The 26288-nt window shown below is 74.5% G+C and carries 16 protein-coding genes; 12 read left to right on the forward strand and 4 right to left on the reverse strand.

All coding sequences use genetic code 11. From position 1 onward, the window contains the following. Window positions 1-137: 137 nt before the first annotated feature. Together ACIBEA_RS35100 and ACIBEA_RS35105 are read right to left on the reverse strand one after the other, a co-directional pair. Window positions 138-1529 (reverse strand): DEAD/DEAH box helicase, encoded by a 1392-nt coding sequence (locus ACIBEA_RS35100; protein ID WP_399267261.1) that lies wholly within the window; start codon window positions 1527-1529, stop codon window positions 138-140. A gap of 358 nt (window positions 1530-1887) precedes the next feature. After that, window positions 1888-2382, reverse strand: a complete 495-nt coding sequence (locus ACIBEA_RS35105; protein ID WP_399267239.1) for a MarR family winged helix-turn-helix transcriptional regulator — start codon at window positions 2380-2382, stop codon at window positions 1888-1890. Window positions 2383-2468: 86 nt separating this feature from the next. Here ACIBEA_RS35105 and ACIBEA_RS35110 point away from each other — a divergent pair, with 86 nt between their 5' ends. Further along, window positions 2469-2825 carry an HGxxPAAW family protein gene (locus ACIBEA_RS35110; RefSeq protein ID WP_399267240.1) on the forward strand — a complete coding sequence of 119 codons (357 nt, stop codon included), beginning with the start codon at window positions 2469-2471 and terminating at the stop codon, window positions 2823-2825. 91 nt (window positions 2826-2916) lie between these two features. Beyond that, on the forward strand, window positions 2917-6327 hold the full coding sequence (locus ACIBEA_RS35115; protein WP_399267241.1) for a hypothetical protein: 3411 nt from the start codon (window positions 2917-2919) through the stop codon (window positions 6325-6327). Window positions 6328-6431: 104 nt separating this feature from the next. Here the strand turns inward: ACIBEA_RS35115 and ACIBEA_RS35120 are convergent, their stop codons facing one another. Beyond that, the gene (locus tag ACIBEA_RS35120; RefSeq protein ID WP_399267242.1) at window positions 6432-8732 is read right to left on the reverse strand and encodes an MMPL family transporter; all 2301 of its coding nucleotides are present in this window, start codon (window positions 8730-8732) and stop codon (window positions 6432-6434) included. A 216-nt stretch (window positions 8733-8948) separates the two neighbouring features. Between ACIBEA_RS35120 and ACIBEA_RS35125 the strand changes: the two genes are divergently transcribed. From ACIBEA_RS35125 to ACIBEA_RS35160, 8 genes are all read left to right on the forward strand, one after another. Continuing rightward, window positions 8949-10214 (forward strand): sensor histidine kinase, encoded by a 1266-nt coding sequence (locus tag ACIBEA_RS35125; RefSeq protein ID WP_399267243.1) that lies wholly within the window; start codon window positions 8949-8951, stop codon window positions 10212-10214. Then, window positions 10211-10987, forward strand: a complete 777-nt coding sequence (locus tag ACIBEA_RS35130; RefSeq protein ID WP_399267244.1) for a response regulator — start codon at window positions 10211-10213, stop codon at window positions 10985-10987. The genes ACIBEA_RS35125 and ACIBEA_RS35130 overlap by 4 nt, the downstream gene beginning before the upstream one ends. A 125-nt stretch (window positions 10988-11112) precedes the next feature. Continuing rightward, a complete protein-coding gene (locus tag ACIBEA_RS35135; protein WP_399267245.1) occupies window positions 11113-14349 on the forward strand; it encodes an amino acid adenylation domain-containing protein in 3237 nt (1078 codons plus the stop codon). A 349-nt stretch (window positions 14350-14698) separates the two neighbouring features. Then, window positions 14699-15712, forward strand: coding sequence for a hypothetical protein (locus ACIBEA_RS35140; RefSeq protein ID WP_399267246.1), 1014 nt, complete (start codon window positions 14699-14701; stop codon window positions 15710-15712). Window positions 15713-15901: 189 nt separating this feature from the next. Then, on the forward strand, window positions 15902-17011 hold the full coding sequence (locus ACIBEA_RS35145) for an exonuclease SbcCD subunit D (RefSeq protein WP_399267247.1): 1110 nt from the start codon (window positions 15902-15904) through the stop codon (window positions 17009-17011). A 40-nt stretch (window positions 17012-17051) separates the two neighbouring features. Then, window positions 17052-18674: a hypothetical protein gene (locus tag ACIBEA_RS35150; RefSeq protein WP_399267248.1), complete on the forward strand. Its 1623-nt coding sequence runs from the start codon at window positions 17052-17054 to the stop codon at window positions 18672-18674. 127 nt (window positions 18675-18801) lie between these two features. Beyond that, window positions 18802-19887, forward strand: coding sequence for a DUF2330 domain-containing protein (locus ACIBEA_RS35155; protein WP_399267262.1), 1086 nt, complete (start codon window positions 18802-18804; stop codon window positions 19885-19887). A 161-nt stretch (window positions 19888-20048) separates the two neighbouring features. After that, complete coding sequence (locus ACIBEA_RS35160) at window positions 20049-20855, forward strand: endonuclease I family protein (protein ID WP_399267249.1); 807 nt, start codon at window positions 20049-20051, stop codon at window positions 20853-20855. Window positions 20856-20994: 139 nt separating this feature from the next. On the opposite strand, the gene ACIBEA_RS35165 is transcribed toward ACIBEA_RS35160, so the two are convergent. Continuing rightward, complete coding sequence (locus ACIBEA_RS35165; protein ID WP_399267250.1) at window positions 20995-24312, reverse strand: ALF repeat-containing protein; 3318 nt, start codon at window positions 24310-24312, stop codon at window positions 20995-20997. 494 nt (window positions 24313-24806) lie between these two features. Here ACIBEA_RS35165 and ACIBEA_RS35170 point away from each other — a divergent pair, with 494 nt between their 5' ends. Together ACIBEA_RS35170 and ACIBEA_RS35175 are read left to right on the forward strand one after the other, a co-directional pair. Further along, window positions 24807-25301, forward strand: a complete 495-nt coding sequence (locus ACIBEA_RS35170) for a hypothetical protein (protein WP_399267251.1) — start codon at window positions 24807-24809, stop codon at window positions 25299-25301. Between the two features lie 59 nt (window positions 25302-25360). After that, a partial coding sequence (locus ACIBEA_RS35175; RefSeq protein WP_399267252.1) for a trypsin-like serine protease occupies window positions 25361-26288 on the forward strand: 928 nt, incomplete at its 3' end.

Here is a 26288-nt window from a genome sequence, read left to right on the forward strand (position 1 = left end):
GCCCAGGGTGCCGCGGGCGATCGTCGCGCGCCGCCGCCGCTGCCCCGGGCGCGCCGGTCCTGGGGGCCGACGGAAGGGGCCGGGTGCGCGCATCGCGCACCCGGCCCCTTCCGCTTCCGCTTTCACGCGGCGGACGCTCAGCCCCCGCGGCGCACCCGTGCGGCAGCGCGCGCTTCGGCGGCCTGGCGCGCCTCGGTGGTCTTGCGGGACTCCTTGGCCTTGCCGCCCGGCCGTCCCGGCCGGGTGCCCATGCCGCGGAAGGCGAGGGTGCTGTTGCCCTTGCCGGCCTTCCCGTCCTTGCCGCCGTCGGCGGGAGCGGCTCCGGCCAGCGGGACGCCGGAGGGCCTCTTCGCCCCGGTGATCCTGCTGAGCAGCGAGTCGCCCGAGCGCACCTGGGTGATGGTGGGGCGGATCTTCGCGTCGGCCAGCAGCCGCGTCATGTCACGGCGCTGGTTCGGGGTGACCAGCGTGACGACCCGGCCGGACTCGCCCGCGCGGGCCGTACGGCCGCCGCGGTGCAGGTAGTCCTTGTGGTCGGCGGGCGGGTCGACGTTCACGACGAGGTCGAGATCGTCCACGTGCAGTCCGCGCGCGGCGACGTTGGTGGCGACCAGGACGGTCACCGCGCCGGTCTTGAACTGGGCGAGCGTGCGGGTGCGCTGCGGCTGCGACTTGCCGCTGTGCAGGCCCTCGGCCCGTACGCCGTTGGCCCTCAGATGGCGGGTGAACTGGTCCACGGCGTGCTTGGTGTCGAGGAACATCAGCACCCGCCCGTCGCGCGCCGCGATCTCGGTGGCGGTCTCGTATTTGTCGGCGGCGTGGATGTGGAGCACGTGGTGCTCCATCGTCGTCACCGTGCCGACGGAGGCGTCGACCGAGTGGACGACCGGGTCCTTGAGGTACGTGCGCACCAACTGGTCGACGTTGCGGTCGAGGGTGGCGGAGAAGAGCATCTTCTGACCGTCGTGGTGCACCTGGTCGAGGATCTCGGTGACCTGCGGCATGAAGCCCATGTCGGTCATCTGGTCGGCCTCGTCGAGCACGGTGATCTTGACGCGCTCCAGGTGGCAGTCGCGCCGCCCGACCAGGTCGCTGAGCCGCCCGGGCGTGGCCACGACGATCTCCGCGCCGTTCTTGAGGGCGCTGACCTGACGGCCGATCGACAGGCCGCCGACCACCGTGGCCATGCGCAGCTTCATGGCGTCGGCGTAGGGGGTCAGTGCCTCGGTGACCTGCTGGGCGAGTTCGCGCGTCGGTACGAGGACCAGCGCGAGCGGGCGCTTGGGCTCGGCGCGGCGTCCGGCCGTGCGCACGATCATCGCGAGACCGAAGGCCAGCGTCTTGCCGGAGCCGGTGCGCCCGCGGCCGAGGATGTCGCGCCCCGCGAGGGCGTTGGGCAGGGTGGCGGCCTGGATCGGGAACGGCTCGCGCACCTCCTGCTCCGCCATCGTCGCCATCAGCTGCTCCGGCAGCCCCAGCTCGGAGAACGCCTCCACCGCGGGCAGGGCCGGGGCGATCGTCTGCGGCATCGCGAACTCGCCCTGCGGCGCGAGGGGCCGCGCGGACTTCTTGGGGGACTTCGCGGTCTTGGGGGGCCTGCCGGGCTGGACGCCGAAGCGGCCACGGGCTGACGGATTCAAACGGAGAGCCTTCCTCGATACGGAGCACGTCGTCGAGGAGTCCGGGACCGGGCCGAGGGACGGCCGGGCGGGCATGCGCGAGAACGAGCCGGAACGAGCCGGGGCCCGTACCCAGCGGTACGGGCCCCGGCTTCGTCGTGCGTCGGCGACCGGTCCGAATGCCGTGCGCCGCAAGTAACCAACCCACTTTACCACCGGCGCCCGAAGGGCCCGCGGCCGGTGCGCGCACCCGGTTCCGGTGACCGCGTCAGGGCGCGGTGATCCGGTCGCTGGTGGAGCGTACGTGCTCCAGGTGGGCGCGGGCCTCGTCGGCGGCCCGGGCGAACCAGTCGGCGATCACGGCGACCTCGTCGGGGGAGTAGTCGGCGAAGAGCGCGGCGAGCCGGGCGTAGAAGGGCTCGTACACCGCGACCACCCGCGCGGCGGCGGTCGGATCGGCGACCACCCGCACCCGGCGCCGGTCCGAGGGGTCGGGCTGCCTGCGGGCGTACCCGGCGCGCTCCAGCCGGTTGAGCACGCCGGTGACGGCCCCGGTGGTGAGGTTGGCCCGCTCGGCCAGGTCGCCGGCGCCGAGCGGGTTCTCCCCGGCGCCCAGGACGTGTCCGAGGCAGGTCAGATCGGTGACGTTCAGCCCCAGCAGCTGGGCCACCTCCTGCTGGCCCACCAGGCCGAGGCTGACGTAGGCGTCCATGCGCTGGATCGCCTCCCCGGCCGTGGCCGGGGGGCGGGGCTTGCCGTCCACGCGAATACTCCTTAGCATCTAAGTAACTTAGCTCGTGAGATGAAAGATCCTGCTCCGAGCCTACTGTCGCCTACCCCGGGAGAATCATGAGCGCGCACGGAGACGTCGACATGGGCCACACCGTGGCCGGCTGGACCGGAACCGTCGTGGGCGTGCTCGGCTCGACGGTCACCGGCCTCGCCGTCTGCCTCGGCTCGACCCCCGGCGTGTGGGCCGGCCTCGCGCTGGTCCTCCTGTCGGTCCTCGCCACCTGGGTCCTGCACCTCGCGGGCTGGGGCAAGGCGAGCGGGCCCAGCCCGCACGCCCTGCGCGATTGGCGGGTGCGCGACACCGCGGCCCTCGCCGGTCACGCGGACTGCGTCGGCTGCCGCGTCGCCGCCCGCGGGGTGCACGGTCGGGGCGCACGCGCGCACCTCCCCCTGGACGCGCCCGCGGCGGGGTGACGGCGCACGTCCGCGACGGACCCGAGCGGAGCCGCCCCCGCGGCAACCCCGGGGCCCTGAGCCGCGGCCGCCCTCGGTGACACTTGTCCGCATGGCTCAAGATCTCCGGGACCCCGCGGACCTGCTCCTCGACGCGCTCGAACCCCTCGCGTACCGCGCACGCACGCGCTCCTTCGTCGCCCGCGTGCGGGACATGGGACCCGAGCGGGCCGCCGCGCTGGCCGCGACCCTGGACCGGCGCGGCACCTACGAGCGTTCGCTCGGCGTCCTCGCCGCCGCCGTGGCCGGGGACACCGCCTGGATCGCGGCGCGGCTCGCCGACCCGGACGCCGTCGTGCGCGGGCAGGCGCTGGCCGTCGCCGCCCGCGTCGACGACGAGGACTTCGCCGCCGCCCTCGACGACGCCCCCGCGGCCGTCCGCGGCCAGCTGCTGCGGGCCGTCGTCGCCGGTCACCGCACCGCGCTCGCCGACCGGCTCGTCGACGCGGTCCGCGCGGACTGGGGCGACGCCGAGGCCGCCGTACTGCTCCCCGGATGCGGGGCGGCGACCGTCGAGCGGCTGCTGCCCGCCGTCTCGTACGCCGTCAAGGGCTGGGGCCATCTCGCCCGCCGGCACCCCGACCTCCTCGCCGACGCCCTCGACGGGGAACTGCGCACCCTGCCCGAGGCGTTGCGGGTCGACTGGTGGTACCGCAGGGCGTCCGCCGTCGAGGCCCTGGCCGTCGCCCGGCCGCTGCGGGTGCTGGACCTGTTGGAGCGCGGCGCCGGGAACGGGCTGCCCCGCCCGCTCCGCCGGCTGGCCGCGCCCCTGTCGCACGCCGACCCGGACCGCACCCTGCGGCTCCTGATCACCCCGAGCGGCGACCTCCTGCCCGAAAGCGTCGCCGGACGCCCCGTGGTCCTGGCCAGGCTGGCCCGCGGCGCCTCGCCGCAGACCCTGCTCGCGCTGGGCAGGGCGCTCCACCGCCATCGTGCGCATCCGGGCCAGTTCGCCCGACTGACCGCGGCCCTGCCGCCCGGGCGCCGGGCGACCTTCGTCGACGCGGTCCGTGAGGGTCGCGTCGACGAAGCCGCGGGCGGCGCGGACACCCGCATCGACACCGAGCTGCTCGCCGCACTGCCCCGCGCCGCGGCGGCGGCCGAAGCGCGCCGGGCGATCGGGGCGGCGCGGGAGCGGGGCGAGGGCGCGAGCGCCCTGCGGCTCGCCGTCGCCCACCTGCCGCCCACCGAGGCCCGCCCCGAACTGCTCGCCGCCACGACCGGTCCCGTGGCCCACGACCGGGCCGTGGGCTGGCGGCTGCTCATCGCCAACGCGGGGCGCTCGGGCGACCCCGAGGCCGTGCTCCTCGTACTCGCCGAGATGGCCCGCCTGCGCAGCGAGCAGGACCCGGTACGCACCGCGGCCCTGGGCGCGCTGGCCGACGTACGGCCGGCGCTCCTCGGGGACGGGGCCGCACCGCACCTCGAACGCATCGCCCGGGACGCCGTCGAGGCCCGCGACTGCTCCCACTCCACGCGCGGCGCCCTGGCCCGCACCGCCCTCGGCGTGCTGCGCGAACACGCGTCGGCAGCGGACTCCGCGCTGCGCGCCTGGGCGCTGCGCACCGTCGTCGACGACTTCGGACGCACCCATCGGCTTCCGCTCGGGCGGCTCGACCAGGTCCTGGGCCACGGGCAGGAACGCCCGCTCTACGAGGCGTTGCGGCCGTGGTTCGAAACCTGCGCGGAGAAGGGGGAGTTCCGGCCGGCAGTGGCCTTCGCGCACGCCCTCGGCCGGCGCGCCGCCGAACTGCCCGCGCTCCAGCGACTGCTCGTGGCGGCCGTGCACCGGGGCGAATCGAGCACCGCGCGGGCGGCCGTCGCCCTGTGGCTGGCGCCCCGGGCGCACCGCGGCGCGCGCGTCGAGGAACTGCTGGCCGCGGACCCCTCCGCCGTGTCGCTGTCCCAGGTGGCCCACGTGGTGACCCACCAGCGCACCGACCTGCTCGGCGCGCTGATCGGCGAGCGGCCGGCCGGCCGCTTCCACGACGCGAGCCGGCGCCCCCGGCCGTACCTCTCGGGGGTGCACCGGTGGACCGGCCGCCAACAGGGCCGTGTCGCCGAGGCCCTGGCCGCCGAGTGCGCGGACGCGACGCTGTCCTTGAGCAGCCGCGCCTTCGCCGTCGACGCCGTGGCCCGCATCCCCGGCCGGGGGCTGGCCGTCGTGCGCGCGGCCACCGCCGCACCCGAGGTGCTCCTCGCCGAAGCCGCGCTCGCCGCCCTCGTATGGACCGACCGCCCCGGGGAGACGCTGCCCGAACTGCTCGCCCACGCGGGCGGGGACCGGGCGCGCGTCGCCGTCTACGCGGCGACGCGGGCTTCGCGGTACGTGTCGCCCACCGGGCTGGAGGGCGTCCTGAGCGCGCTGACCGCGCCCGGAGCGGCCAAGGTGACGAGCCGCAAGGAGGCCGTGCGGCTCGCCGCCGCCCGACTGCGCCGCCCCCGGGTCGCCGCCGTGCTCGCCGAGGCGTTCGCGGCGCCGGGCCAGCACCCCGACGTACGGGCCGCCTGCGTGCCCTTCGCGGCGCCGCTGATCGGTGACGAGCGCGCCGCGCGGCTGCTGGCCGCGGCCGCGCAGGGGGGTCCCGCCGAACGGGCCGCGGTCCTGCGGGTGGCTCCCACGGAGCTGCCGGAGGCGGCGCGGGCCCCCTACGCCCGGATCGTCGTCGCCGGGAGCGCCGGCGCGGAGCCCGAGGAGGTCGCCGCCGCCTGCCGGTCCCTCGCCTCCTGGTTGCCCTGGGCCCCGGACCAGGTGGTGGAGGCGCTGCTCGCGGTCGCCGTGGACCTCGGTGACCGGCGGGGCTGGTCCGCCGCGGCGGACGTCCTCGCGGACGCCGCCGCGAGCAGCCCGCAGGCGGGCCGGGGCGTCCGGAGGGCGGTCGACGCGCTGATCGCGGCCGACCGGCGGTCCGTCGACGGCCCCGACGACGCGGGGGCGCTGCGGGACCGGCCCGCGCTGCGTCGGACCACCCACCTCGCGACCCACCTCGCGACCCGACTCGCCGCTCCGCTCGACCGGGTCCGCCACGGTGACGGCGCCCTGCGCGCGGTCGTGGCCGAGGTGGCCGCGGCGCTCACGGCCTACGACGCCACCACTGCGGCCGGCATCCGCCTGAGCGCCCGCGCTTTCGAACCGGCGTCATCGCACGAGGAGGTGTACGACTCCTTGATCCTCCTGGCGCGCGCTCACGCGGGCCGCCCGGGGCTGGTCCGCGCCACCACGGACACGCTGCGCGCCGCCGCCCTCACCGAGGACGGAGGGACCCCCGAGGCGCTGCACGCGGTCGCGGGGCGGCTGGCCGCCACGGGCGACCGTACGGAGGGCCTCTTCGCGGTGGCCCTGCTCACGGCGGCCGGACTGCGCGCACACTGGCCCGCCGCCCACCGCGACCTGCTGCGCACCCTGCGCCACCACCCGGAGCCCGACGTCCGCGACGCGGCCCTGGACCGCACCACGCTGTAGCGCCGCGCGCCCGCGAACCCTCCCGGACACGGCGGGCGCGGAGAACGCGGGCACCCACCCGGTCGTGCGGACCGGGTGGGTGCGGGCGTGCGGAAGGGCATGGGTCAGGGGGACGGTACGTGGTGCGGCTCGGGTGCCGACTGCGGGCTCTGCGGGGCCTGCGGGGTCCGCGTCCGGTGCTTGGTGCGTCCCGGTCGGACGGGCCACCAGGTGCCGCGGCCGAGGAGCGCGGCCAGCGCGGGCACCAGGACCAGCGACAGGACGGAGGCGGAGAGCAGGATGCCGACCGCGGTGGCGAAGCCCACCTGCCGCGAGCCGGGGTCGGGCGCGACCGCCAGGCTGCCGAAGGATCCGGCCAGGACCAGGCCCGCCGTGGTGATGGCGGGCGCGGTGCTGCGGACGGCGCGGGCCACGGCCGCCCGGGCCGGACCGGGACGTTCCATCTCCTCCCGGATCCGGTCGCTGATCAGGATGTTGTAGTCGGTGCCGAGGGCGACGACGAACAGGAACAGCACCAGCGGGAGGGTGAAGGCGACGCCGGGCTTGTCCAGGAGGTGCTGGAAGACCAGGGCGGAGGCGCCGAGCGTAGCCGCGAAGCCGAGCCCGACGGAGACCATCAGGATCAGCGGTGCGAGCAGGCTGCGCAGCAGGACGATCAGGATCAGGGCGATCAGGGCCGCCGCGACCGGGAACACGATCCGCAGGTCCTGGTCGACGGCGTCGGCTATGTCCACGAACACCGCGGCGGTGCCGCCCACGTGGGCCTGGGTGCCCTCCGGGGAGTGGGTCCGCACCGCGGCGCGGACCGGACCGGCGACCAGGTCGCGGGCCGGCTGCGTCTGCGGATCGACGGTCAGGAACAGATCGATGCGGGCGGCCCGGTGGTCCCCGTTCAGGGTCGTCTGCCCGACCCGGCCGACGCCCTTGACGGTGGCGAGGGCGTGGGAGAGCCCGTCGAGGCGCCCGGTGGTGAGGGCGCCGCCGTCGCGGGCGGTGACGTACACGGTCGTCGGTTCCCAGGCGTCCGCCGGGAGGGCGCGGCCGATCTCGGCGGCGGTCTCGGTGGCCGCCGTCTTCTCGCCGCTGCCGCCCTGGCCGTAGTCCATCGCGATCCCGGCCAGCCCGGTGGCCAGCACGCCCAGCAGGGCCACGGAGGCGAGGGCCAGGGCCACCGGCCGCCGCGCCACCAGGTCGCCGAGCCGCCCGGCCGTACCCGGGCGCGGGGCCCGCTTCAGGGCCCGCGAGGGCCAGAACATCTTGCGCCCCGCCATCGCCAGCATGGCCGGCATCAGCGTCAGGCTGCCGAGCAGCATCACCAGCACCGACACCGCGATGGCCGGCCCGAGCACCCGGAACTGGCCGAAGGAGGCTATCCCGAGGGTGGCGAAGGCGGCCACGATGGTCAGCGCCGCCGAGGTGATCGCCGTACCCACCCGGCCGGAGACCTCGGCAGCCACGGCGCGGGCGTTGCGCTCGGGCTGGGCGCGCAGCTGTTCGCGGTAGCGGAAGAGCAGGAAGAGGAAGTAGTCGATGCCGATGCCCAGCAGCACCACCCCGATCAGGCTGGGCGTGGACCCGTCGAGCTTGATGCCGGTGAGCATCGCGGTCCCCGAGACGGCGCCCCCCGCGACACCGCCGATGAAGGTGATCGCGAGCAGGGGCAGGAAGGCGGCCAGGACGCTGCGGAAGACGAATACGTTGAGCAGCACGATCAGCGCCATGGTGAGGCCGCCCACCACCTTGGACCTGGTCTCCCCGGCATCGGTGGTGTCGGTGACCGACGCGATGCCGCCGGTGAACCCGCTCCGCAGGCCCGCCTCGGCGAACTCGGCCCGGGCGTCCGCCCGGAACGCGCGGAAGACGTCCAACAGACCGGGGTCCATGGAGTTGCCCGTCAGCTGGACCGAGAGCAGTTGGAAGCTCCGGTCCGGCGCGGTCATGGCGGGGGCCACCAGCGGGGTCTGCGAATGGTCGAGCAGGAGGAATTTCGGGCCGTCGTTCTTCGGCGGGGGCATGGCCACGCGCTTGCGCCCCAGCTTCTCCGCCGCGGCCTTGACGTGCTGCTCGTCGGCGCCGGTCAGCGGGGCCCCGTCGGACCGGCCGACCAGGACGGTCACCGTGTTCGCGTCGGGCTTCACCCCGAAGCGCTCTTCGGCGACCTTCAGCGCGGCGGCCGAGTCGTAGCCGGCGGGCAGGAAGTCGCCCGGCTGGGCTCCGGTGACGCGGAAGACGAGGGCACCGTTGAGGAAGGTCATGGCGATGCCCAGCACGGCCCAGAGGGCGATCACCTTCCATGGGTTCCTGGTGGAGAAGCCGGTCAGGGCGCGGATCACGAATTTCCTCCGGTGGTGCGGGGCGGTGCGGGACGGGTGTTCCGGGTGGTTCCCGGCCTGTATCCAGACCATCAGGAGGAGGGGCCGCGATCATCGGGGTGCGGGATGAGAACCGGACGGGGAGCCTGGTCCGGCGCAGGGCGCGGACCAGGACCCTGGTCCTGGTCAGGGACTCCCCCCGCGGTCCGTGGTCGCTGCACGGACCCGGTGCGAGAATGGGTCCGGGCGTGGTCGCGGCGCCACCGGCACGGGGCCGGAGGGTTGGTCGGCGGCCCGGGGGAGGACCAGATGAGCGGCCGAGACGCCGCGGCACCGCTGTGGACGCGTGAGGACGCGCTCGTCACCATCGGCGCGGTGGCGGCGGACCTGATCGCCTACGGCATGGCGCGGCAGGCCGGGCACTGGCCGGGCGCCCCGGGCGAGGTCTTCCTCCTCGTGGCCTCCGCGCTCCCGCTGCTCGTGCGCCGTCGCTTCCCGGTGGCCGTCTTCGCGGCGGTCATGGTCTTCGAAGTGGCCCTGCGCATCGGCCTGCCGGTCGCCCCGGGCATCAACACCAGCCTGGTGATTGCCCTGTACGCGGTCGCCCGGACCGGGCGCCCGGCAGCCACGGCCGGGGTGAGCCTGGCGATCGTCGCCCTGTCCCTGCTCGGATCGGTCCGCGGGGTGTCGTTCGGGATGGCCGCGCTGGGGTACGCGACCTCGGCGGTGATCGTGGTCGGGGCCGCCTTGCTGGTCAACCGCTGGCAGCGGGACGCGGAGGCCAACCGCCGGCTGCTGGCCGACCGGGCCGTCGCCGAGGAACGCCGCCGCATCGCACGGGAGCTGCACGACATCGTGGCCCACCACATCACCGTCATGCAGCTGATGGCGGGTGGCGCACGGGCCAATCTGGAGAGGGCCCCCGAGGCGGCGCGCGAGGCCCTGGTGACGCTGGAGGGCTCCGGCCGGCTCGCGCTGAGCGAGATGCGCCAGCTACTCGACGTCATGCGGGCCGACGACCCGCCCCCGGACGCGGCGGCGCCCGAGGCCCCCCAGCCCGGCGCCGACGACCTGGACCGGCTCGTCACCGAGTCCCGCGGAGCCGGCCTGCCGACCGAACTGAGCGTCCTGGGGGAGCCGTACCCGCTGCCCCCGACCGTCGGCCTCACCGTCTTCCGGGTCGTCCAGGAGGGGCTGACCAACGCCCGCAAGCACGCGGGGGACGCGCGGGCGTCCGTACGGATCGCCTACCACCCGGACCGGATCACCGTCGAGGTGTGCGACGACGGGGTGGGCGTGACCGGCCCCGGGGGCGGGGCGCCACCGGCCCGGTCGGGGCGGCGCGGCTCCGGGTACGGTCTGATCGGCATGCGCGAACGCGTGGCGCTGCAGGGCGGCACGCTGGACGTCGGTCCGCTCGACGAGGGCGGGTTCCGGGTGGCGGCCGACCTCCCGGTCGACCCGCGCGCGGGAACGTCCGCCCGGGAGTCCGTGGGCGAATCCGTGCGGGAGTCCGTGCGGGGGTCCGTGCGGGGGTCGGCATCACAGGACGTACGAGAAGGGGCGCGGCGATGAGCGCGGCGGCGGGCGGGACGACGAGCGGAACTGCGGGCGGGACGACGGGAGGCGCGGCGGGCACGGCGGGCATCGCCGAGGGCGGGGCGCCGGGGCCGATCCGGGTGCTGATCGCCGATGACCAGCCGCTGGTGCGGCGCGGGCTGGCCCTGATCCTCGGGCCCGACCCGGACATCGTCGTGGTCGCCGAGGCGGGTGACGGCGAGGAGGCCGTGGCCCTCGCCCACCGCCACCACCCCGACGTCGTCGTGATGGACATCCGGATGCCGGTCCTCGACGGGGTCGGGGCCACCGGACGGATCGCCGCGGAGCTGCCCGGGTGCCGGGTCCTCGCGCTGAGCACCTTCGACCTGGACGAGTACGTGGTGGCCGCCCTGCGCGCGGGCGCCTCCGGCTTCCTGCCCAAGGACGTCTCCCCCGAGGAACTGCTGGCGGCGGTCCGCACCGTCCACACGGGCGAGGCGGCGGTCGCTCCGCGTCTGCTCACGCGGTTGCTCTCCGCCTACGTCACCACCGCGGCCCCGCCCCGCTCCGCGATGCCGGTCCCGGTCGTCGGCGACCTCACGCCCCGGGAGGCCGAGGTATGGCGGTTGATGGCGACCGGCCTCGACAACGGCGAGATCGCGGGGGAGATGGACATCAGCGGCTCCACCGTCAAGAACCACATCACGAACGTCTTCAACAAACTCGGGGTGCGCGACCGCGCACAGGCGGTCATCGCCGCCTACGAATCCGGGATCGTCGAGGCCGCCCGCGCGCGGGACTTGGCTTAGATGTCCCGCTGATCCCGTGGATTCGCGCCGTGTTGACCCTCTCCGATGGCTGGAAAACGTTGGCCCGCTTCAGGGAAACCGAGCGGAGGATACGTTTCCGTCCCTGACGAGGAGGGGGATCGGCGATGACCGGAACAGCGGTGGACCCGGCGGGGTGGGCGGGTCGGGCAGACCTGTCGGGCCCGGCGGACGTGGTGGCCCCGGCGGACGGAAGCGTCCACGCGCGGCCGGTGGCGGAGCTGTTCTTCGAGCGCGCCCGGCTGCACGCGGAGCGCCTCGCGGTGGACGAGCCGGGCGGTACGCGCTACACCTATGCCGAACTGGCCACCCGCGTGCGGGAGTTCGCGTCCGGACTGCGCGCCCTGGGCGTCACCTCCGGCGCGGTGGTCGCGGTCGCCGGCCCTCGCGGCCCCCAGGCCTGCGTCGCGCTGCTGGGCGTGGTGTGCGCCGGGGCCAGCTACCTGCCGCTGGATCCGACCCTGCCCGCGGCCCGGGTGACCGGCATGCTGGAGGACGCCTCGGCCCTCGCCGTCGTCCGGCTGCCCGGCGCGGTCTCGGTCGACCCCGACATCGCCCCCACCTGGGACCACGAGCAGATCCTGGCCGCTGGACGGGCCCGCCTCCGGGAGGGCGAGGGTGAGGGCGAGAGCGAGGCGTCCGGCGGCGAGGCCGGGCCCGCGGTGACGGCCGACGTGCCCGCCTACGTCATGTTCACCTCCGGCACCACCGGGCGCCCCAAGGCCGTGGCCGTGCCGCAGCGCGGGCTGGTCCGGCTCTCCGTGGACAACGGCTTCTACGAGGTCCTCCCCACCGACCGCGTGCTGCACGCGGCCACGCTCTCCTTCGACGCCTCGGTGCTGGAGATGTGGCCCGCCCTGCTGAACGGGGCCTGCCTGGTCCCCGCCGACTCCACCCTGCTGCTCGCCCCGTACGCCCTCGCCACCTTCCTGCGCGAGCAGGCCGTCTCCGTCCTCTTCGCCACCACCAGCGTCTTCCACCACATCGCGCACGAGCGGCCCGAGACCTTCGCGGGCCTGCGCTACGTCCTGACCGGCGGCGAGGCCCTGCGCCCGGACGCGGCCCGCCGCGTGCTGGAGCTCGGGCGGCCGGAGCGGCTGGTCAATGCCTACGGCCCCACCGAGACCGCCTGCGTGGCGGTCGCCCACCAGGTGGAGTCCGTCCCCGAGGGGGCCACCGGCATCCCCATCGGCCGTCCGATCGCCGACACCGTCTGCCGGGTGCTCCGGGAGGACGGCGCCCCGGCCGGGCCCGGGGAGGAGGGCGAGCTGTGGATCGGCGGCCCGGCCGTCGCCGCGGGCTACCTGAACAACCCGGCCGAGAGCGCCCGCCGTTTCGTGGCCCGGGACGCGGCGGCGGGGGCCGCCGGCTTCTACCGCACGGGGGACTTCGTACGCCGTGCGCAGGACGGCACGCTGGAGTTCCGCGGCCGCCGCGACGACCAGGTCAAGGTGCGCGGGTTCCGGATCGAACCCGATGAGATCCGTGACGCGATCGCGACCCACCCCGGGATCACCGACTCCGTGGTGCTGGCCCGCGAGGACGGCCCCACCCGCCACCTCGCCCTCTTCGCCGCCGCCGCCCGCCCCGGACCGCACCCCGGCGTACGGGAGCTGCGCGCCCACCTCGCCGAGCGGCTGCCCGCGTTCATGGTCCCGGCGACGATCACGGTGCTCGACCGGCTGCCGCTGGCCGCGAACGGCAAGGTGGACCGGGCGGCGCTGCTCGCCCTGGCCCCGACCGCCGGTCCGGTCGGCCCGGGGTCCGCCGCCGCGGACGCCCCGCCGTCGGCGTCCTCGTCCGGCCCGCTCCCCGAAGGGGCGGACGGAGCGGCGGCCGCGGGGGCCGACCGCGAGTCCATCGCCGCCCTGGTCTCCCGGATCTGGGAACAGACGCTCCCGCAGGGCGTCCCGCACGCCCCCGACGACGACTTCTTCGTCCGCGGCGGGAACTCCCTGATCGCCGCCCAGCTCGTCAACACCGTCCAGGCCGTCCTGTCCATCGGCGGCGCGCACAGCTACCGGCTGGTCGGCGACCTCCTCAACCAGCCCACCCTCAAGGCCTTCATCGCCGCGGTCGAAGCCACCGTCCACGACCGGCCGACCCCGCGCGGCGCGCCCGTCGCGGGCCGCTGGCTCGCGGATCTGGAGCGGCGGGTGCCGCGCGTGACGCCCGTACCCATCACCGCGCACGACCGGCCCGACTGGCGGGTGCCCCGCCACGTGCTGCTCACCGGGGCCAGCGGCTTCCTCGGCGCCCACCTGTTGCGCGAGCTCCTCGACCGCACCGAGGCCGAGCTGCACCTGCTGGTCCGCGCCCGGGACCTCGCGCACGCCCACCGCAGGATCGCCCGGGCCCAGCGCCGCCACGGCATCACCCGGCCCCTGCCCCTGGACCGGATCCACCCGCTGCTCGGCGATCTGGGCCGGCCCCGCCTCGGGCTGACGGACGCCGAGTTCGACCATCAGGCCGCCCTCGCGGACGTGATCCACCACTGCGGTGCCGACGTCAACTTCCTCTACCCCTATGAGCAGTTGCGCCCGGCCAACGTCGACGGCACCGGGGAGTTGATCGCGCTCGCGGCGCGCCGGGGCGTACCGCTGCACTACGTCTCCACCATCGGCGTGGTGCACGGGTTCGGCGCGGCCGGGGTGCGAGAGGTCGGCGAGGACACCCCGCTCGACCACGTCGAGCTCCTCTCGATGGGGTACACCGAGAGCAAGTGGATCGCGGAGGAGCTGCTGCGCAAGGCCGGTCGGGCCGGGCTGCCGGTGGCCGTGCACCGGCCGCACGAGATCACCGGCGACACCGTCAGCCGCACCTGGGACAGCGGGGCCGCCCTCTGTGAATTGTTCAAGATCATTACGGAGTTGGGCCTCGCCCCCGACCTGCCGGTGGCGCTCAACTTCGTCCCCGTGGACCACGTGGCCGCCTCCATCGTCCACCTCGCCGTGCACCGGGAGGCCCAGGGGCAGACGTACCACCACGTGAACCCGCACCAGGCGCTGCTCGACGACCTCGTGCAGCGGTTGCGGGTGCACGGGCACCGGATCGAGACCGTCGGCTACCACCGCTGGACCGAGGCGATGCAGGCGCATCTGGCCGAGCGACCCGGCCACTCCTTCGCCCCGTTCGCCCCCCGGTTCACCACGCTGGCGGCCGGGAGCGAGCTGACGCTGGAGGAACTCTGCACGACCGATCACTTCCCGGCGCTGGGCCGGGAGCGGATCGAGGCCGATCTCATGGGCAGTGGGCTGGTCTGCCCGCCGGTCGACGCCGCGTTCCTCGACGCGTGCATCGGCTACTTCCACGCCTCCGGATTCATCCCCTCACCTGCGGGTTGATCCCGGCGGGCCGGGGGCGGGCGGCGGTTGCCGTCCCCGGCCGGTGCGGGGCGGGCGGGGTCGGCGCGCGGGGCGGCCGCGGGGCGCGGGTGGGCGTACGGACGGGCGTACGGGTGGGGCGCCCTTCGTCACGAGATGGCGACGGAGTGTGCGGCGACCTCCCTCACCCCGTAAGGTCGGACGGCCCCGCAGGTCAGGACATGGGTCCCGGCCCGAGTTCACGCGCCGTTCACCTGACCGGTTCCGTGTCGTTCGCCCGGACTGATGGCGTGTGGTGCGTGATGGGTTGATGTGCGACGGATGCTCGGGGATGTCGGTGTTGGTGTCGGGGGAGGGTGAGGGGCCAGTGGTGGGGACAGCCACGTGGAGTGCGGCCGTGCCGGCCGAGGTCGGCGGCGCAGCTCCCGGCGCGCCCGGGCCGGCCGGTGCCGGATGCGGCACCGGCGGAACCGCGGAGGCACGTACCGCCGCGACACGACCGGGCCGGGTGCCGGAGGGCGAGGTGTCGCCGGCCGAGGCGTCGACCGGGGAGGTGGTGGGCGGGCAGGTGGTGGGCGGGCAGGGGAGTGCGGCCAATGCTGCGCCCACCTATCAGGTCAAGCTGTTGGTCGACCCGCACCGGATCCTGCGCGCCGACGGGACCCCGCTGGATCGGGCCGCCGTGGCGCTCGGGCTCGGGCAGTCGAGCGGCTTCGAGGTCACCCAGTACATGGACGACGCCGAGCTGAGCTTCGCCGGCGCGGGCTGGATCATCCGGTTCCGGCACGACGGCGCCGAGGACCGGCTGCGCCTGACCTACAAGACCCGGTTCGACATCGTCGGGGACGGGACCGATCTCGCCGCGGTCGAAGAGGCCCTCGACCGGGCCAACGCGCACCGCTTCGACTGCCGTGCCACCAACTACGACCCGCAGGTCAACCTGAGCTACTCGCGGGCCACGCTCGACTTCTCCAACAAGAAGCGCGAGCCCGCGCCGGACCTCGCCCCGGGAGCGCTTCCGGACCCGGCGGAGTGCCGGGCCATCGCGCTGGACCGGCTGCCCGGCAAGATGAAGAACTGGCCCGCCAAACCGGCTGGTTGGGCGGAGGCCGTCGCGGCCAGCCCCCTGATCCACGGGCCCGTCCGGCAGACCAACTACCCCGGTGAGGTCCTCGGCCACGCGGTGGAGTTGCAGATCACCCCGCTGTGCGACGCGGACGGCCGGGAGTCCTGGTTCGCCGAGATCACCGCCAAGGCCGAGACCTTCGCCGAGGCTGTGCGGCTGCGCGCCGACCTGATGGGGAAACTGCGCGCCGAAGGCTGGCTGTTGAAGCGCAACGCCTTCAAGACGGACCTCGTCCTGGGCCGGCACCGTGCCCGGTGATTTCGTGCCGATCACCGGCCGCACGCCCGCGGCGCCGGGCGGCGGGCGCGTCCCGGTCCCCGCCTCGTGCCCCGCACCGCACCGCCCGTGGCGACGCCGCGCGGCGCACCCCTCCCGACCGCGTTCCCGGGGTCCCGGATCCGGCCACGGGGTTCCCGCCGGGCCGCCCGCCTCGGCATGCTGGACACCATGACACCGCCGTCCGCGCCGTTCCCCGCCCGGCCGTCACGCTCCACCCCGGACGCCGCGGGCGCGCAGCGCCACGGCGGCCGCTCCGCCCCCGCCGACCCCGAGCGAATACGGCTGGCGCACCTCGCCGACCTGCACGTCGGTTCGCCCCTGCGCGGGCTCGACCACTACCCCGGCGCCCCCGGGATCGACGCCGAGCAGGCCCCGTACGACGCCCTGGACGCGCTCGTGCGCAGGGTCGTCGACGGGCGCTACGACGGCGTGCTCGTCGCCGGGGACGTCTTCGACCGGCACCACGCCGACGCCACCGCGCTGACGGCCTTCCAGGACGCACTGGGCCGCTTCCACGACGAGGGCCTCGTGACCGTCGTCGTCGCCGGCAACCACGACGCCGAGTCGCCCCTGCCGCAGAAGCTCCACCTGCCGCCCTCCGTCCGCTGGTTGGACGCCCACGCACCGCAGACCGTCCACTGGGACCACCTCGGGACGGCCGTCCACGGACAGTCGATCGTGCGGGCCGATGACCTGCGCGACCTCGCGGCCGGCTTTCCGCCCCGGATCCGCGGACTGGCCAACATAGGGCTGCTGCACACCAGCCTGCACGGCGCGTGGAGCGGCAGGACCTGCGCCCCGACCAGCGTGCGGACGCTGGCGGCCGCGGGCTACGACTACTGGGCCCTGGGGCACGTCCACCACCGCCTGGCGCCCGCGCGCGGCCTGCGCGCCGGCTACTCGGGCAACGCGCACGGGCGCGGCCCCGGCGAGAGCGGCGGGCGCGGCTACACCGAGCTGCTGATCGGCGGGGGGAGCGTGACCGCGAGCGCGGTGGACACGGCCCCGGTGCGCTACCTACCCCTGCACCTGCCCCGTGCGGCGACCGCCGAGGCGGACCTCCGGGAACTCTTCGCCGCCGCCCCGCCACCGGCCGCGGGGACGGCGGGGGCCGTTGTCTGGACGCTGTCCGGGCCGGGCGGCGAGGACCTGGTCCGGCTGGCCCGTGAGGTGGCGGCCGAACTGGACCGGCCGGACTTCATGGTGTGTCGCGCCCGGGTACCGGCGACCGGCGCACCGGGCTCGACCGCGGCCGCTCGGAGCGGGTGCGCTGGGTAGGCTCGGGCGCGAAGACGATCACACGACCCGAGGCGGGGCCATGCCGGACGACGGCCAGGACACGAACGACGCGGTGGCGGCGGTGACCGCGACCGAAGGGGCTACGGCGACACGGGCGGACGGTCCCGCCGCGCTCGCCGCACTGCGCGCGCTGGCCGCGGAGCGGCCCGACGAGGTCGAACTCCTCGCCGGCTTCCGGGATTGCGACTTCGACGCCTGGCCCGTGCGGGTTCCCGAGGCCGTGCGCGTGGTGCTGCGGGAGGTCGGCGGGCTCGAAGTGGACTACCTGCGCCTGGAGTTCGGCCCGTACGGCACGCCCCGCTTCCCCGACGGGTGTTGGACCCTCGGTGAGATCCACAGCGGCGAGGGGTCGTTGATCGTCGGCGTGCCGACCGCCGGGGCCGGGACGGAGAACGGGGCAGGGGCCGGCGGTGGCACGGAGGGTGACGGTCGCGCCGACTGGGGTCCGGTCGTCGCCGTACACACCTGGGGCGAGCAGGAGATCACCGTCGAGGCACCCGGCTTCACCGGCTGGCTGACCGGCTTCGCCACCGAGCTGGCGGCGGGGGCGGACCCGGAGGAGCGACCCGTGCCCCGGCACTTCGTGCCCGCCCGGCCCACCACCCTGGTCGCCGAGGGCTCCGACGCGGAACTCGCCGGGCTCGTCGGCCGGGGCGATCCACTCACCGACGTGGCCGACCTGCGCGACCTGCCGGCCCACCCCTGCGGGATCGGCTGGGAACCGTACTTCTCCACCTCTTTCAACACCGGCGACACCGGGAGCAGCGAGGTCCAGTTCCGGTTGGTCGGCGACGGCCGGGCCCTGCTGCTCCGCAGCGTGGTGAGCGGAGACTTCCTGGGTCGGCCGGTCCGGCGCCACCGGGTGCCCGCCGACGCGCCGAGTCGTGCGGTCGTCGAACTCCAGTCGCTGGCAGTCGAGTTCCCGGAACTGGTCCAGTTGGATACGGGCTGCTCGGACGCGGTGATGGACGCGTGGGAGGTACCGGTGCCGGAGGGGATCCGTACGGTGCTGCGCGCCGTCGGCTGCGTACGGATGTCCGGCCTGTCACCGTTGCGCCTGCTGCCCGGCGCCGAGGCCGACGGGGTGCATGCCGTCGACCCCGAGACGCACCGGATGATGGGCGGCGACGGCTCGTACCACCCGGTCGCGCGCGTGGACTACGGCCGCAGCTCCGCCCTCGTACAGGTCCGGATCGACCCGGAGAGCGGCGAGTGGGGCGCCGTCGTCTCCGTCCCCACCGATCCCCGGCAGCTGCGCACCTATCCCGAACTCGCCCTGCTCGCCGAGTCGTTGCCGGTGTTCTTGCTGACCTTGGTCCGGTTGGCGCGCGGGGCCGCCGCGAGCACGGACTTCGCCCGGGCGCTGTCCGGGGCCACGCACTGGATGTTCCCGAACACGGGGGAAGCCTGGACCCGGCCGGTCCCGGTCGCCGAGTGGGCCGGTTCCACCGACCCGCTGCGCGCGGCGGCGACCGCTCTCCCGGCCGGTGCGCACGTCGCCGACCTGCGGGACTCCCCGACCCCCAGCGACCTGTGCTTCCACCGGGCCGCCCAGTGGCCGCGGCGCGCGGTCCTGGACCGACTGCACTTCCCGGGCGCGGGGCTCCTCGCGGCGGCCGTCCCGGTGATCCTGAGGGAGTGACGCGGGCGGCATACCGCGAGGGGTTGAGCGGGTGTAGGCGTCGAGGTCGCCGGCGTGCGGGCGGAACCGGATCACGGCGCCGGCCGTCTGAGACCCCGTGTGGAGGAACAGAAGGATTCTCGCCGTGCTGCTCGCCCTGCTCGCGGCCCAGCTCGGCTCGCTGATCAGCCCGGCCTACGCCTGCGGCTGCGGTGCGACGATCCCCGACGGGCGGTCCCGGATCGGGGTCGGCCGGGAGAGTTCGGTGGTGCGCTGGGACGGCGCCACCGAACAGATCGTGATGCGGTTCAGCGTCAGCGGGGACGCCCACCGGGCCGCCTGGATCATGCCGGTGCCCGGGCGGGCGACCGTGGAGCTCGGCGACCCCGACCTGTTCGCCGACCTGGCCGAGCTGACCCGGCCCGAACACCGGACGCGGAGCTACTTCTGGCCCCGGGACCGGGATTGGCCCTTCGGCTCGGGGGGCCGGGACGAGGTGGGCGCCGCCCGCCCCGGCGGGGCGCCGCCGGTCGGTGTCGTCGGGCGCGAGCAGCTCGGCGACTTCGACGTCGCACGCCTGACGGCGACCGACCCGCAGGCGCTGCGCGCGTGGCTCCAGGCCAATGGCTTCGAGCTGCCCGAGGGGCTCGCCACCGAACTGGGGCCGTACGTCGCGCAGAAGTGGGAGTACGTGGCGGTGCGGCTCGTGTCCAAGGAGGCGGGCCGGACCCTCGGCGGCGATCTGGACCCGCTGCGGATCCGCTTCGCCAGTGACCGGCTGGTCTATCCGATGAGGCTGTCCCGGCTGGCGAAGACCCCGCAATCGCTCGGGCTGTACGTCCTGGCGGACCACCGGATGGAGCCCCGCTCCGCGATCGGCGGCGCGGCCCCCGAGGTGACCTTCGCCGACCGCATCGACCCGAAGGGCGACGCCTCGGGCGCCAGGGGCGCCGCGCTGGCCGAACTGACCGGCGGTGAGCCGGTGTTCCTCACCGCCATCGAGCAGCGCTTCCCGGAGCCCTCGCGGATCGACGGCGATCACGAACTGCGGGCCACGGCCTCCGACACCCCCTACCGCCGGGCGGTCTACGAGGACCGCCTGCTGACGATCGGAGACGGCATCCCGGTCTGGCTGCTGACGCTCGCGGGAGCGGCGGCGGCGGTCGTGGCGGCGGGGGCGCTGGCCCTGCGGGCGCGCCGCAGGGCGCCGGGGGGCGTACGCGCGCGGGCCTGAAGGGGAGGTCAGGCGGCGAGGGTCAGGTTCCCGACATGTTTTCTTAATCTGTTCGGCACATGACAATGTGAACCTCGCTCTGCCACCTGATGTCCCGCCAATTCCCCGGGCGGGAGCGGTGCGTGTGGAGAGGTACCCCCCACGTGATAAGAATTTCGCGCTTGGCGCCGCTGGCCGCGGGCCTCGCGGCAACCGCCCTGCTGTTCGCTCCGGCGCACGCCTCCGCGGGCCAGGCGCCCGCTCAGGCGGCGCCCGCCGCCGCGCCCCTCGCGGGCTCCGTACCGGTCGACGCGTACTACGCCTCCGCCACGGGCAAGACCGGGCCCGCCCTCAAGAGCGCGCTCCACGAGATCATCAAGGTGCAGTCCAAGGTCACCTACGAACAGGTGTGGGACGCCCTGAAGGTGACGGACGAGGACCCGGCCAACCACAACAACGTGATCCTGGTCTACTCGGGCCGCTCCCAGGCCAAGTCCACCAACGGCGGCGGGGTCAACGACTGGAACCGCGAGCACGTCTGGGCCAAGAGCCACGGCGACTTCGGCACCGCCACCGGCCCGGGCACCGACCTGCACCACCTGCGCCCCGAGGACGTCACGGTCAACAGCACCCGCGGCAACAAGGACTTCGACAAGGGCGGCAGCCCGGTCGCCGAGGCCCCGGGCAGCTTCACGGACTCGGACTCCTTCGAGCCGCGCGACGCCGTCAAGGGTGACGTCGCGCGCATGCTGCTCTACATGGCGGTCCGCTACGACGGCGGTGACGGCTTCGCGAACCTCGAGGTCAACGACAAGGTCAACAACGGCTCGGCCCCGGCCATCGGCCGGATCAGCGTGCTGAAGCAGTGGAGCCAGCAGGACCCGCCGGACGCCTTCGAGCAGCGCCGCAACCAGGTCATCTACGACACCTACCAGCACAACCGGAACCCCTTCGTCGACCACCCCGAATGGGTGGCCCAGATCTGGTAGCCCCGTCGGCAGGGACGCCGGCGCCCGCGCCGGTGCACCGCGCCGCGTCCCTGCCTCTTGAAGGCAGGGACGCGCTGCACCGAAGGGGCGGAACCGGTTCTGGGGGCGCGACGGCTGAGCGCCGCCCGGCTCCGCGGGACTACAAATACTTGTGGAAAAGGCTGACGACCGGCGAAGCGAGCGAGTGCAGACCGGCCGTGATGTTGCTGACGAGCTCCGTGCCGCCCAACTTCTTGATCAGCGCACCCTGCCCGAAGGTGATGACGTGCAGGCCGGCCATCGCGAGGGACTCCTGGAACTCGTGGCTCGTCCAGCCGTAGCCGATCCCCTTGAGCAACGCGGTGATCTCGGAGAGCTCCACTGCCACGCCGTCGAGGACGAGCGCGGCCGGTTCGAGCCCGAAGACGGCGCAACCGGCCCCGGCCAGCCCGGCGGCCACGCTGCCCCACTCCGTCAACTCGGCCAGCTCACGGGCCGCTTCCTTGTAGGCGGGGATGTCCACCGCGTCGTTCGCGGCCGTGTCCGCCGGGTTCTTCCCGGCCGCCTTGGCGTCGGCCGCGGCCTTGGCGGCGGCCGTGACGATCTCCTGGAGGCGCTTGACCTTCTCGGCGTCGTGGGCCACGCGCGCTGCCTCTGCCGCGGCGGCGACATCGCCGGCGGTCTGCATCGCCGTGATGTGAGAGAAGGCCGCCGCGGCCTGGGCGGCGGCGACGGACGTGGCCGTCTCCTTCGCACTGGCCAGAGCCCGGTTGGCCTCGTAGTTCGCGGTGCGCGCGGCCGTCCGCGCCCTGACGGCGGCCTGGCTCGCCCGGTCGGCGGAGGCTCGGGCGTTACTGGCGGCCTGCTCGGCGGAGTCGGCGTACGTGCCGGCCGATCGTGCGGCGGTGGCGGCCTGGATCGCCGACTGCTTGGCCTGATCCGCCCACCGCAGGGCTTCCGCGGCCGCGTTGCGCGCCTTGGCCGCCGCCTCCTGGGCCCGGGCGGCGTCCTCCTGCGCCCGGAACGCGATCTTGGACGCGGCCGCGATGGCACCCTGGACGCCCGCGATGTGGCTGGCCGAATCGAAGTCCAGCTGGGCGGTCTTGAACTGGACCAGGGAGATGAAGTTGCGGCGGGCCCACGCCGGGCCCTCCAGTGCCGCCTGCGCGTGGGCCTTGGTGTACGGGCCCGCGGTGCCGAGCAACGTCGCGGTGGCCACCGCGTCGTCCTCGCGCTGCGCCGCCTCGAACCGACCGGCGAAGAACCCGTACAGCGCGGTGGGGGTGGCGGCGTCCAGCGCCTCGTTCGCCACCTTGGTCACCGCGCGGCCGGGGCCGGAGGCCAGGATGCGGGCGATCGCCACGCGGTACCCGGTGGCCGCGGCCTGGGCGGCGCCGGTGGTGAGGAAGGTCGTGGCCGCGTCCATGTCGCTGCTCGCCAACGCCCGGCTCGCGGCCGCCGCGACGTCCGCGTTGCTCGTGCGGGCGACGTAGAGGGCCGTCTCCCGGTCGTCCTGCCGCTCGGCGATCCTCCGGTCGGTGTCGACCCAGACGTGCACGTCGGCGTCCGTACCGGCCAGCGCGAAGCGTGCGGCCTCGCGGGACCAGCCGCCGCGAGAGGCCCCCATCACGGCAAGTGCCGCTGCCCGGCCGGCGGCGGCGGCCGCCATGGGGTCCGCGCCACCGAGGGCGGATTCGGCCCGGGCGATGAGGTCCTTCGTCTGCTGTGCGGTCTGCTGGTCCGCGGTCCGACGTCCTGCGAGCTCGGTGGTGCGCTGCTCCTCGTCGCGGGCGAGCAACCGCATCTCGTGCACGGCCTGTTGGGTGTCGTACTCCAGCCGCTGCCACTCGGCCTCGCGCGCGGCCTTCTCGACCGCGACGGCCTGGTTGACCGCGTCCGTCGCCGTGTTCGCGGCCTTGGTGGCCTCGTCGGCGAACTCGGTCGACTTGTTGGCGTGGTCCACTGCCTCACCGGCGTGCTGCACCGCCCATTCGGCCGCCGCCGCGGCCTTCTCGGCGTGGTCGGCCGCGCTGTTCGCAGCAGCACGGGCGGTACGTGCGGCCACGGCCGCGGCATCGGCCAGACGTACGGCGTTCCCCGCGGCGTTGGTCGCGATCGCGGCCTGCGCACCGGCGGTCTCGGCCTCCTGCCGGGCCTTCGAGGCCTCCTCATTGGCCACGGGCAGCTGATCGGCCGCCGCACGCGCCTCCTTCGAGGCCTCATCAGCATCGCGGGCGGCCGTTTGCGCGTACCAGGCCGCGTTCTTCGACTGCGTCGAGGCGTTTTCGGCGTGTCCGGCCGCCTCGGCGGCGCCGCGCGCCTGGGCGGCGAGGTTGCGGGCCGCCACGGCGGCGTCCTTGGCCTGCTGGACCATGGTGGCGTCCAGGGAGACGTCGATGGCCGACTTGCGTGCACGCGCGGCGGCTCCGGCCGCGGCGGCCGCGGCCGCGCCGGCGGCATTGGCGGCGGTGCCGGCCCGGCGGGAGGCCTGGACGGCGGCGTGCGAGGCGCCGATGGCCAGGCGTGAGGCGTCGGCCGCGCTCCGGGCGATCGCGCCGGCCCTGCGGGCCGCGGCGGCAGCCTTGACGATGTCGCCTGCGGCGGCCCTGGCCTCCGCCGCGGCGATCCGCGCCGCTTCCTTGGCCTGCGCCGCGGCCGTCACGGCGCGGGCCGAAGCCTCCTCCGCCTGCTTGGTCAGGGTGTCGGCGCGCTTGCCCTCGCGCTGGACGACCGCGACGAGTTCCGCGACCTTCGTGGCCTCCTGGTCGCGGGCCCGCGCGATGTGCTGGCCCGTGTCCAGGAACCACTCGATGTCCTCCGGGGTGCCGGACAGCGCGCGGTTGGCGTACTTCTGCACCTCGGGTCCGGCCTGGAAGGTGAGCGTGGAGACCTCGACCCGGGCGTCTTCGAGTCGCGCGGTGAACTGTCCGTCGGTGAGGAAGGTCCCGAGCGCCTCCGAGGAGCCCGCGTTCAGTGCGGTGTTGCCGACGCGGTTGACGGCCCTTCCGCTCACCGCCATCACGGTGGTGGTGGCCACCCGGAGGTCCTCCAGCACTGCGGGCCGGTAGCCGCCGTCGAGGAACGCGGTGACCGCCGCGTCACCGGCGCCGAGCGCGGCAGTGGCTTCGCGTCGCATCCCCTTGCCCGCCGCGGCCAGCTGCGCGAGGACGGCGACCCGGTTGTCGACGGCGGTGTCCGCCGCCAGCCGGGTGGCCAGGAAGGCCCGTACGTGGGCGTCCGTGCCCACGAGCGCCGCTTCCGCTGACGCGCGGACGGCCTTGCCGCCCCGGATCCACGCCCGGACCACCTTGGCGCGCTCGGTGTCGGGCAGCCGTAAGAGGTCGCCGTCACCCCCCGGGTCCGCGGGGGGCTGCGCCCACGCCGCGACGGGATTGAGCACAAGGCTGGAGGTCGCCGCCACCGCGGTCGCCGCGATCGAGCCGAGGAGACGACGCCTGCTCCACATGGTGGTGTCCACAACAGTTCCTTAGGGTCGGCGCCCGCCCGGTGCACGCCCTCGGGGCGCCTCACCGTCGGACGGTCGAGGGGAATTCCGCTCACCGTCGAGTGGCTCTCCAGCGGAATTGGATGTGAATTCGATCGAAGGCAATGTGCCGCGATCGGTATGCCGAGAAGGATTGCACCGTCACCCCGGACGGGCGCAAGAGCGATCGGCAATCCCGGGCGAGAAAAAAATGGAGGAGTCCCATCCGGCCTCGATCCGGAATTGAGTCCTCCAAAAGGGTGCCGGGCCCGCCTCTCAAGACCCTCTATAGAGCCCCTCGAGAGGCGTGCAATATCGGCCTACCGCGCCGCTCTTGTCGCAATCCAGTGGTACCCGAGCTGCTCCGGCCGGGGCTACTGTCCATCCGGCAGCGGGGGCTCGCAGCGGGCATCGGACCCGTGTACGAGGCGGATCCATCACAGCCCGCGCCCCTCCGAGAACCTTCGAAATCGACGATTGGCATCGAGATGAATGCTCGCAAGACCGTGTTCCGGGCCCTGGGTCTGGCCGTGAGCGGTGGCACGTTGGCCTGGCTCGCCATCGCGGGCGGATTCGGCACGGAACTCACGTCCGCCGCTGACGAGGGACCGGGCTACGCGATAGAGGACTTCGCCTATCCGAATGCCGACAAGATCCTGGCCGAGCGGGGGATCACATTGAAGCGGGGCGACGGGCACATTCTCCTGGCCGACTGCGCGAGCGCGACCGACCTGCTCGAAGTGTGGTCCCGGTCCAACGAGAAGATCTGCTTCCGGGTCACCGGGAACAGCGGGTACCTGACCCTGGAGATCCCGGCGGTCTTCGCGGTCAAGGGGAACAGCTACGCGACCCGCGTCGACATGACCACCGGGACCGACGAGAAGACGTACGACGTGAACAAGAACGCGTGGACCCCGGTCGGCGAGAGCGCCGACGACCAGGGGCGCGACTTCATGCTCATGGAGATCCGGTCCGCCAAGTAGTCGTTCTGCCAGCACTGTTGCGGATTTCCCCTATCGCACCCGAAACAGAAGGATCTCCCATGCCCGTTTCCCGTACCCGCCCCGCGTGGGCGACCGGATTGTGCCTCGCGGTCATCGCGGTGACGGTCGGCCAGGTCGGTGCACCCACGGCGGCCCTCGCGGTCACCGGTCCCCCGAGCGCCCCCGCGCAGTCCGCCCCGGTCGTCCGGATCGTCGTCGGCGACGGGGACGGCTCCCGCTCCTGTAGCGGCGTCCTCGTCGACCAGACGTGGATCGCGACCGCCGCCAGTTGCTTCGCGGACAGACCCGGCTCGGCGGTCCCGGCGGGCCGACCCGCCCTCAAGGCCACCGCCACGCTCGGCACCGGCCAGTCGGTGGAGATCACCGAGCTGGTTCCCCGTACCGACCGCGACCTGGTCCTCGCCCGTCTCGCCACGTCGGTCACCGATGTCGCGGCGGTCAAGCGCGCGACCGCGCCACCCGCCGCCGGGTCCGACGTCACCGCCGTCGGCTTCGGTCGGACCGGCACCGAGTGGGTCCCCGACAAGCCCCACACCGGCACCTTCGGCCTGGACGGTGCCGCGGCGACCACCCTCGCGATCTCCGGGAAGGCCGGCGCGGCGATGTGCAAGGGCGACACCGGCGGCCCGCTGCTGAACGCCGCCGGCGAACTCATCGGGGTCAACAGCCGCTCCTGGCAAGGCGGGTGCCTCGGAACACCGGCGACCGAGACCCGGACCGGCGCCGTCTCCGCGCGCGTCGACGACCTGGGCGGCTGGGTCGGGGACACGGTCCGCCCGGACGTCCCGCACGACCTGAACGGTGATGGTCGGTCGGATGTGGTGATGGCTTATTACCACGCGGACAGCAAGATCGGTTTCTACACCTCGTTGGCGAATGCGGGTGGTGGGTTCGGGGACTTCACGGTGGGTTATACGGTTCCGGTGAACAGTTGGGATCGTGGGTCGATGAAGTTGGTTTCGGGTG

The sequence above is a fragment of the Streptomyces sp. NPDC051555 genome (genome assembly GCF_044454405.1).
GTDB lineage: Bacteria > Actinomycetota > Actinomycetes > Streptomycetales > Streptomycetaceae > Streptomyces.

Bases quoted from the DNA above. Each gene is read 5' to 3' on its own strand.
- ACIBEA_RS35100 (WP_399267261.1), bottom strand. From the start codon at position 1,529: ATGCCGCAGACGATCGCCCCGGCCCTGCCCGCGGTGGAGGCGTTCTCC.
- ACIBEA_RS35110 (WP_399267240.1), top strand. From the start codon at position 2,469: ATGAGCGCGCACGGAGACGTCGACATGGGCCACACCGTGGCCGGCTGG.
- ACIBEA_RS35115 (WP_399267241.1), top strand. From the start codon at position 2,917: ATGGCTCAAGATCTCCGGGACCCCGCGGACCTGCTCCTCGACGCGCTC.
- ACIBEA_RS35120 (WP_399267242.1), bottom strand. From the start codon at position 8,732: ATGGTCTGGATACAGGCCGGGAACCACCCGGAACACCCGTCCCGCACC.
- ACIBEA_RS35125 (WP_399267243.1), top strand. From the start codon at position 8,949: ATGAGCGGCCGAGACGCCGCGGCACCGCTGTGGACGCGTGAGGACGCG.
- ACIBEA_RS35130 (WP_399267244.1), top strand. From the start codon at position 10,211: ATGAGCGCGGCGGCGGGCGGGACGACGAGCGGAACTGCGGGCGGGACG.
- ACIBEA_RS35135 (WP_399267245.1), top strand. From the start codon at position 11,113: ATGACCGGAACAGCGGTGGACCCGGCGGGGTGGGCGGGTCGGGCAGAC.
- ACIBEA_RS35145 (WP_399267247.1), top strand. From the start codon at position 15,902: ATGACACCGCCGTCCGCGCCGTTCCCCGCCCGGCCGTCACGCTCCACC.
- ACIBEA_RS35150 (WP_399267248.1), top strand. From the start codon at position 17,052: ATGCCGGACGACGGCCAGGACACGAACGACGCGGTGGCGGCGGTGACC.
- ACIBEA_RS35170 (WP_399267251.1), top strand. From the start codon at position 24,807: ATGAATGCTCGCAAGACCGTGTTCCGGGCCCTGGGTCTGGCCGTGAGC.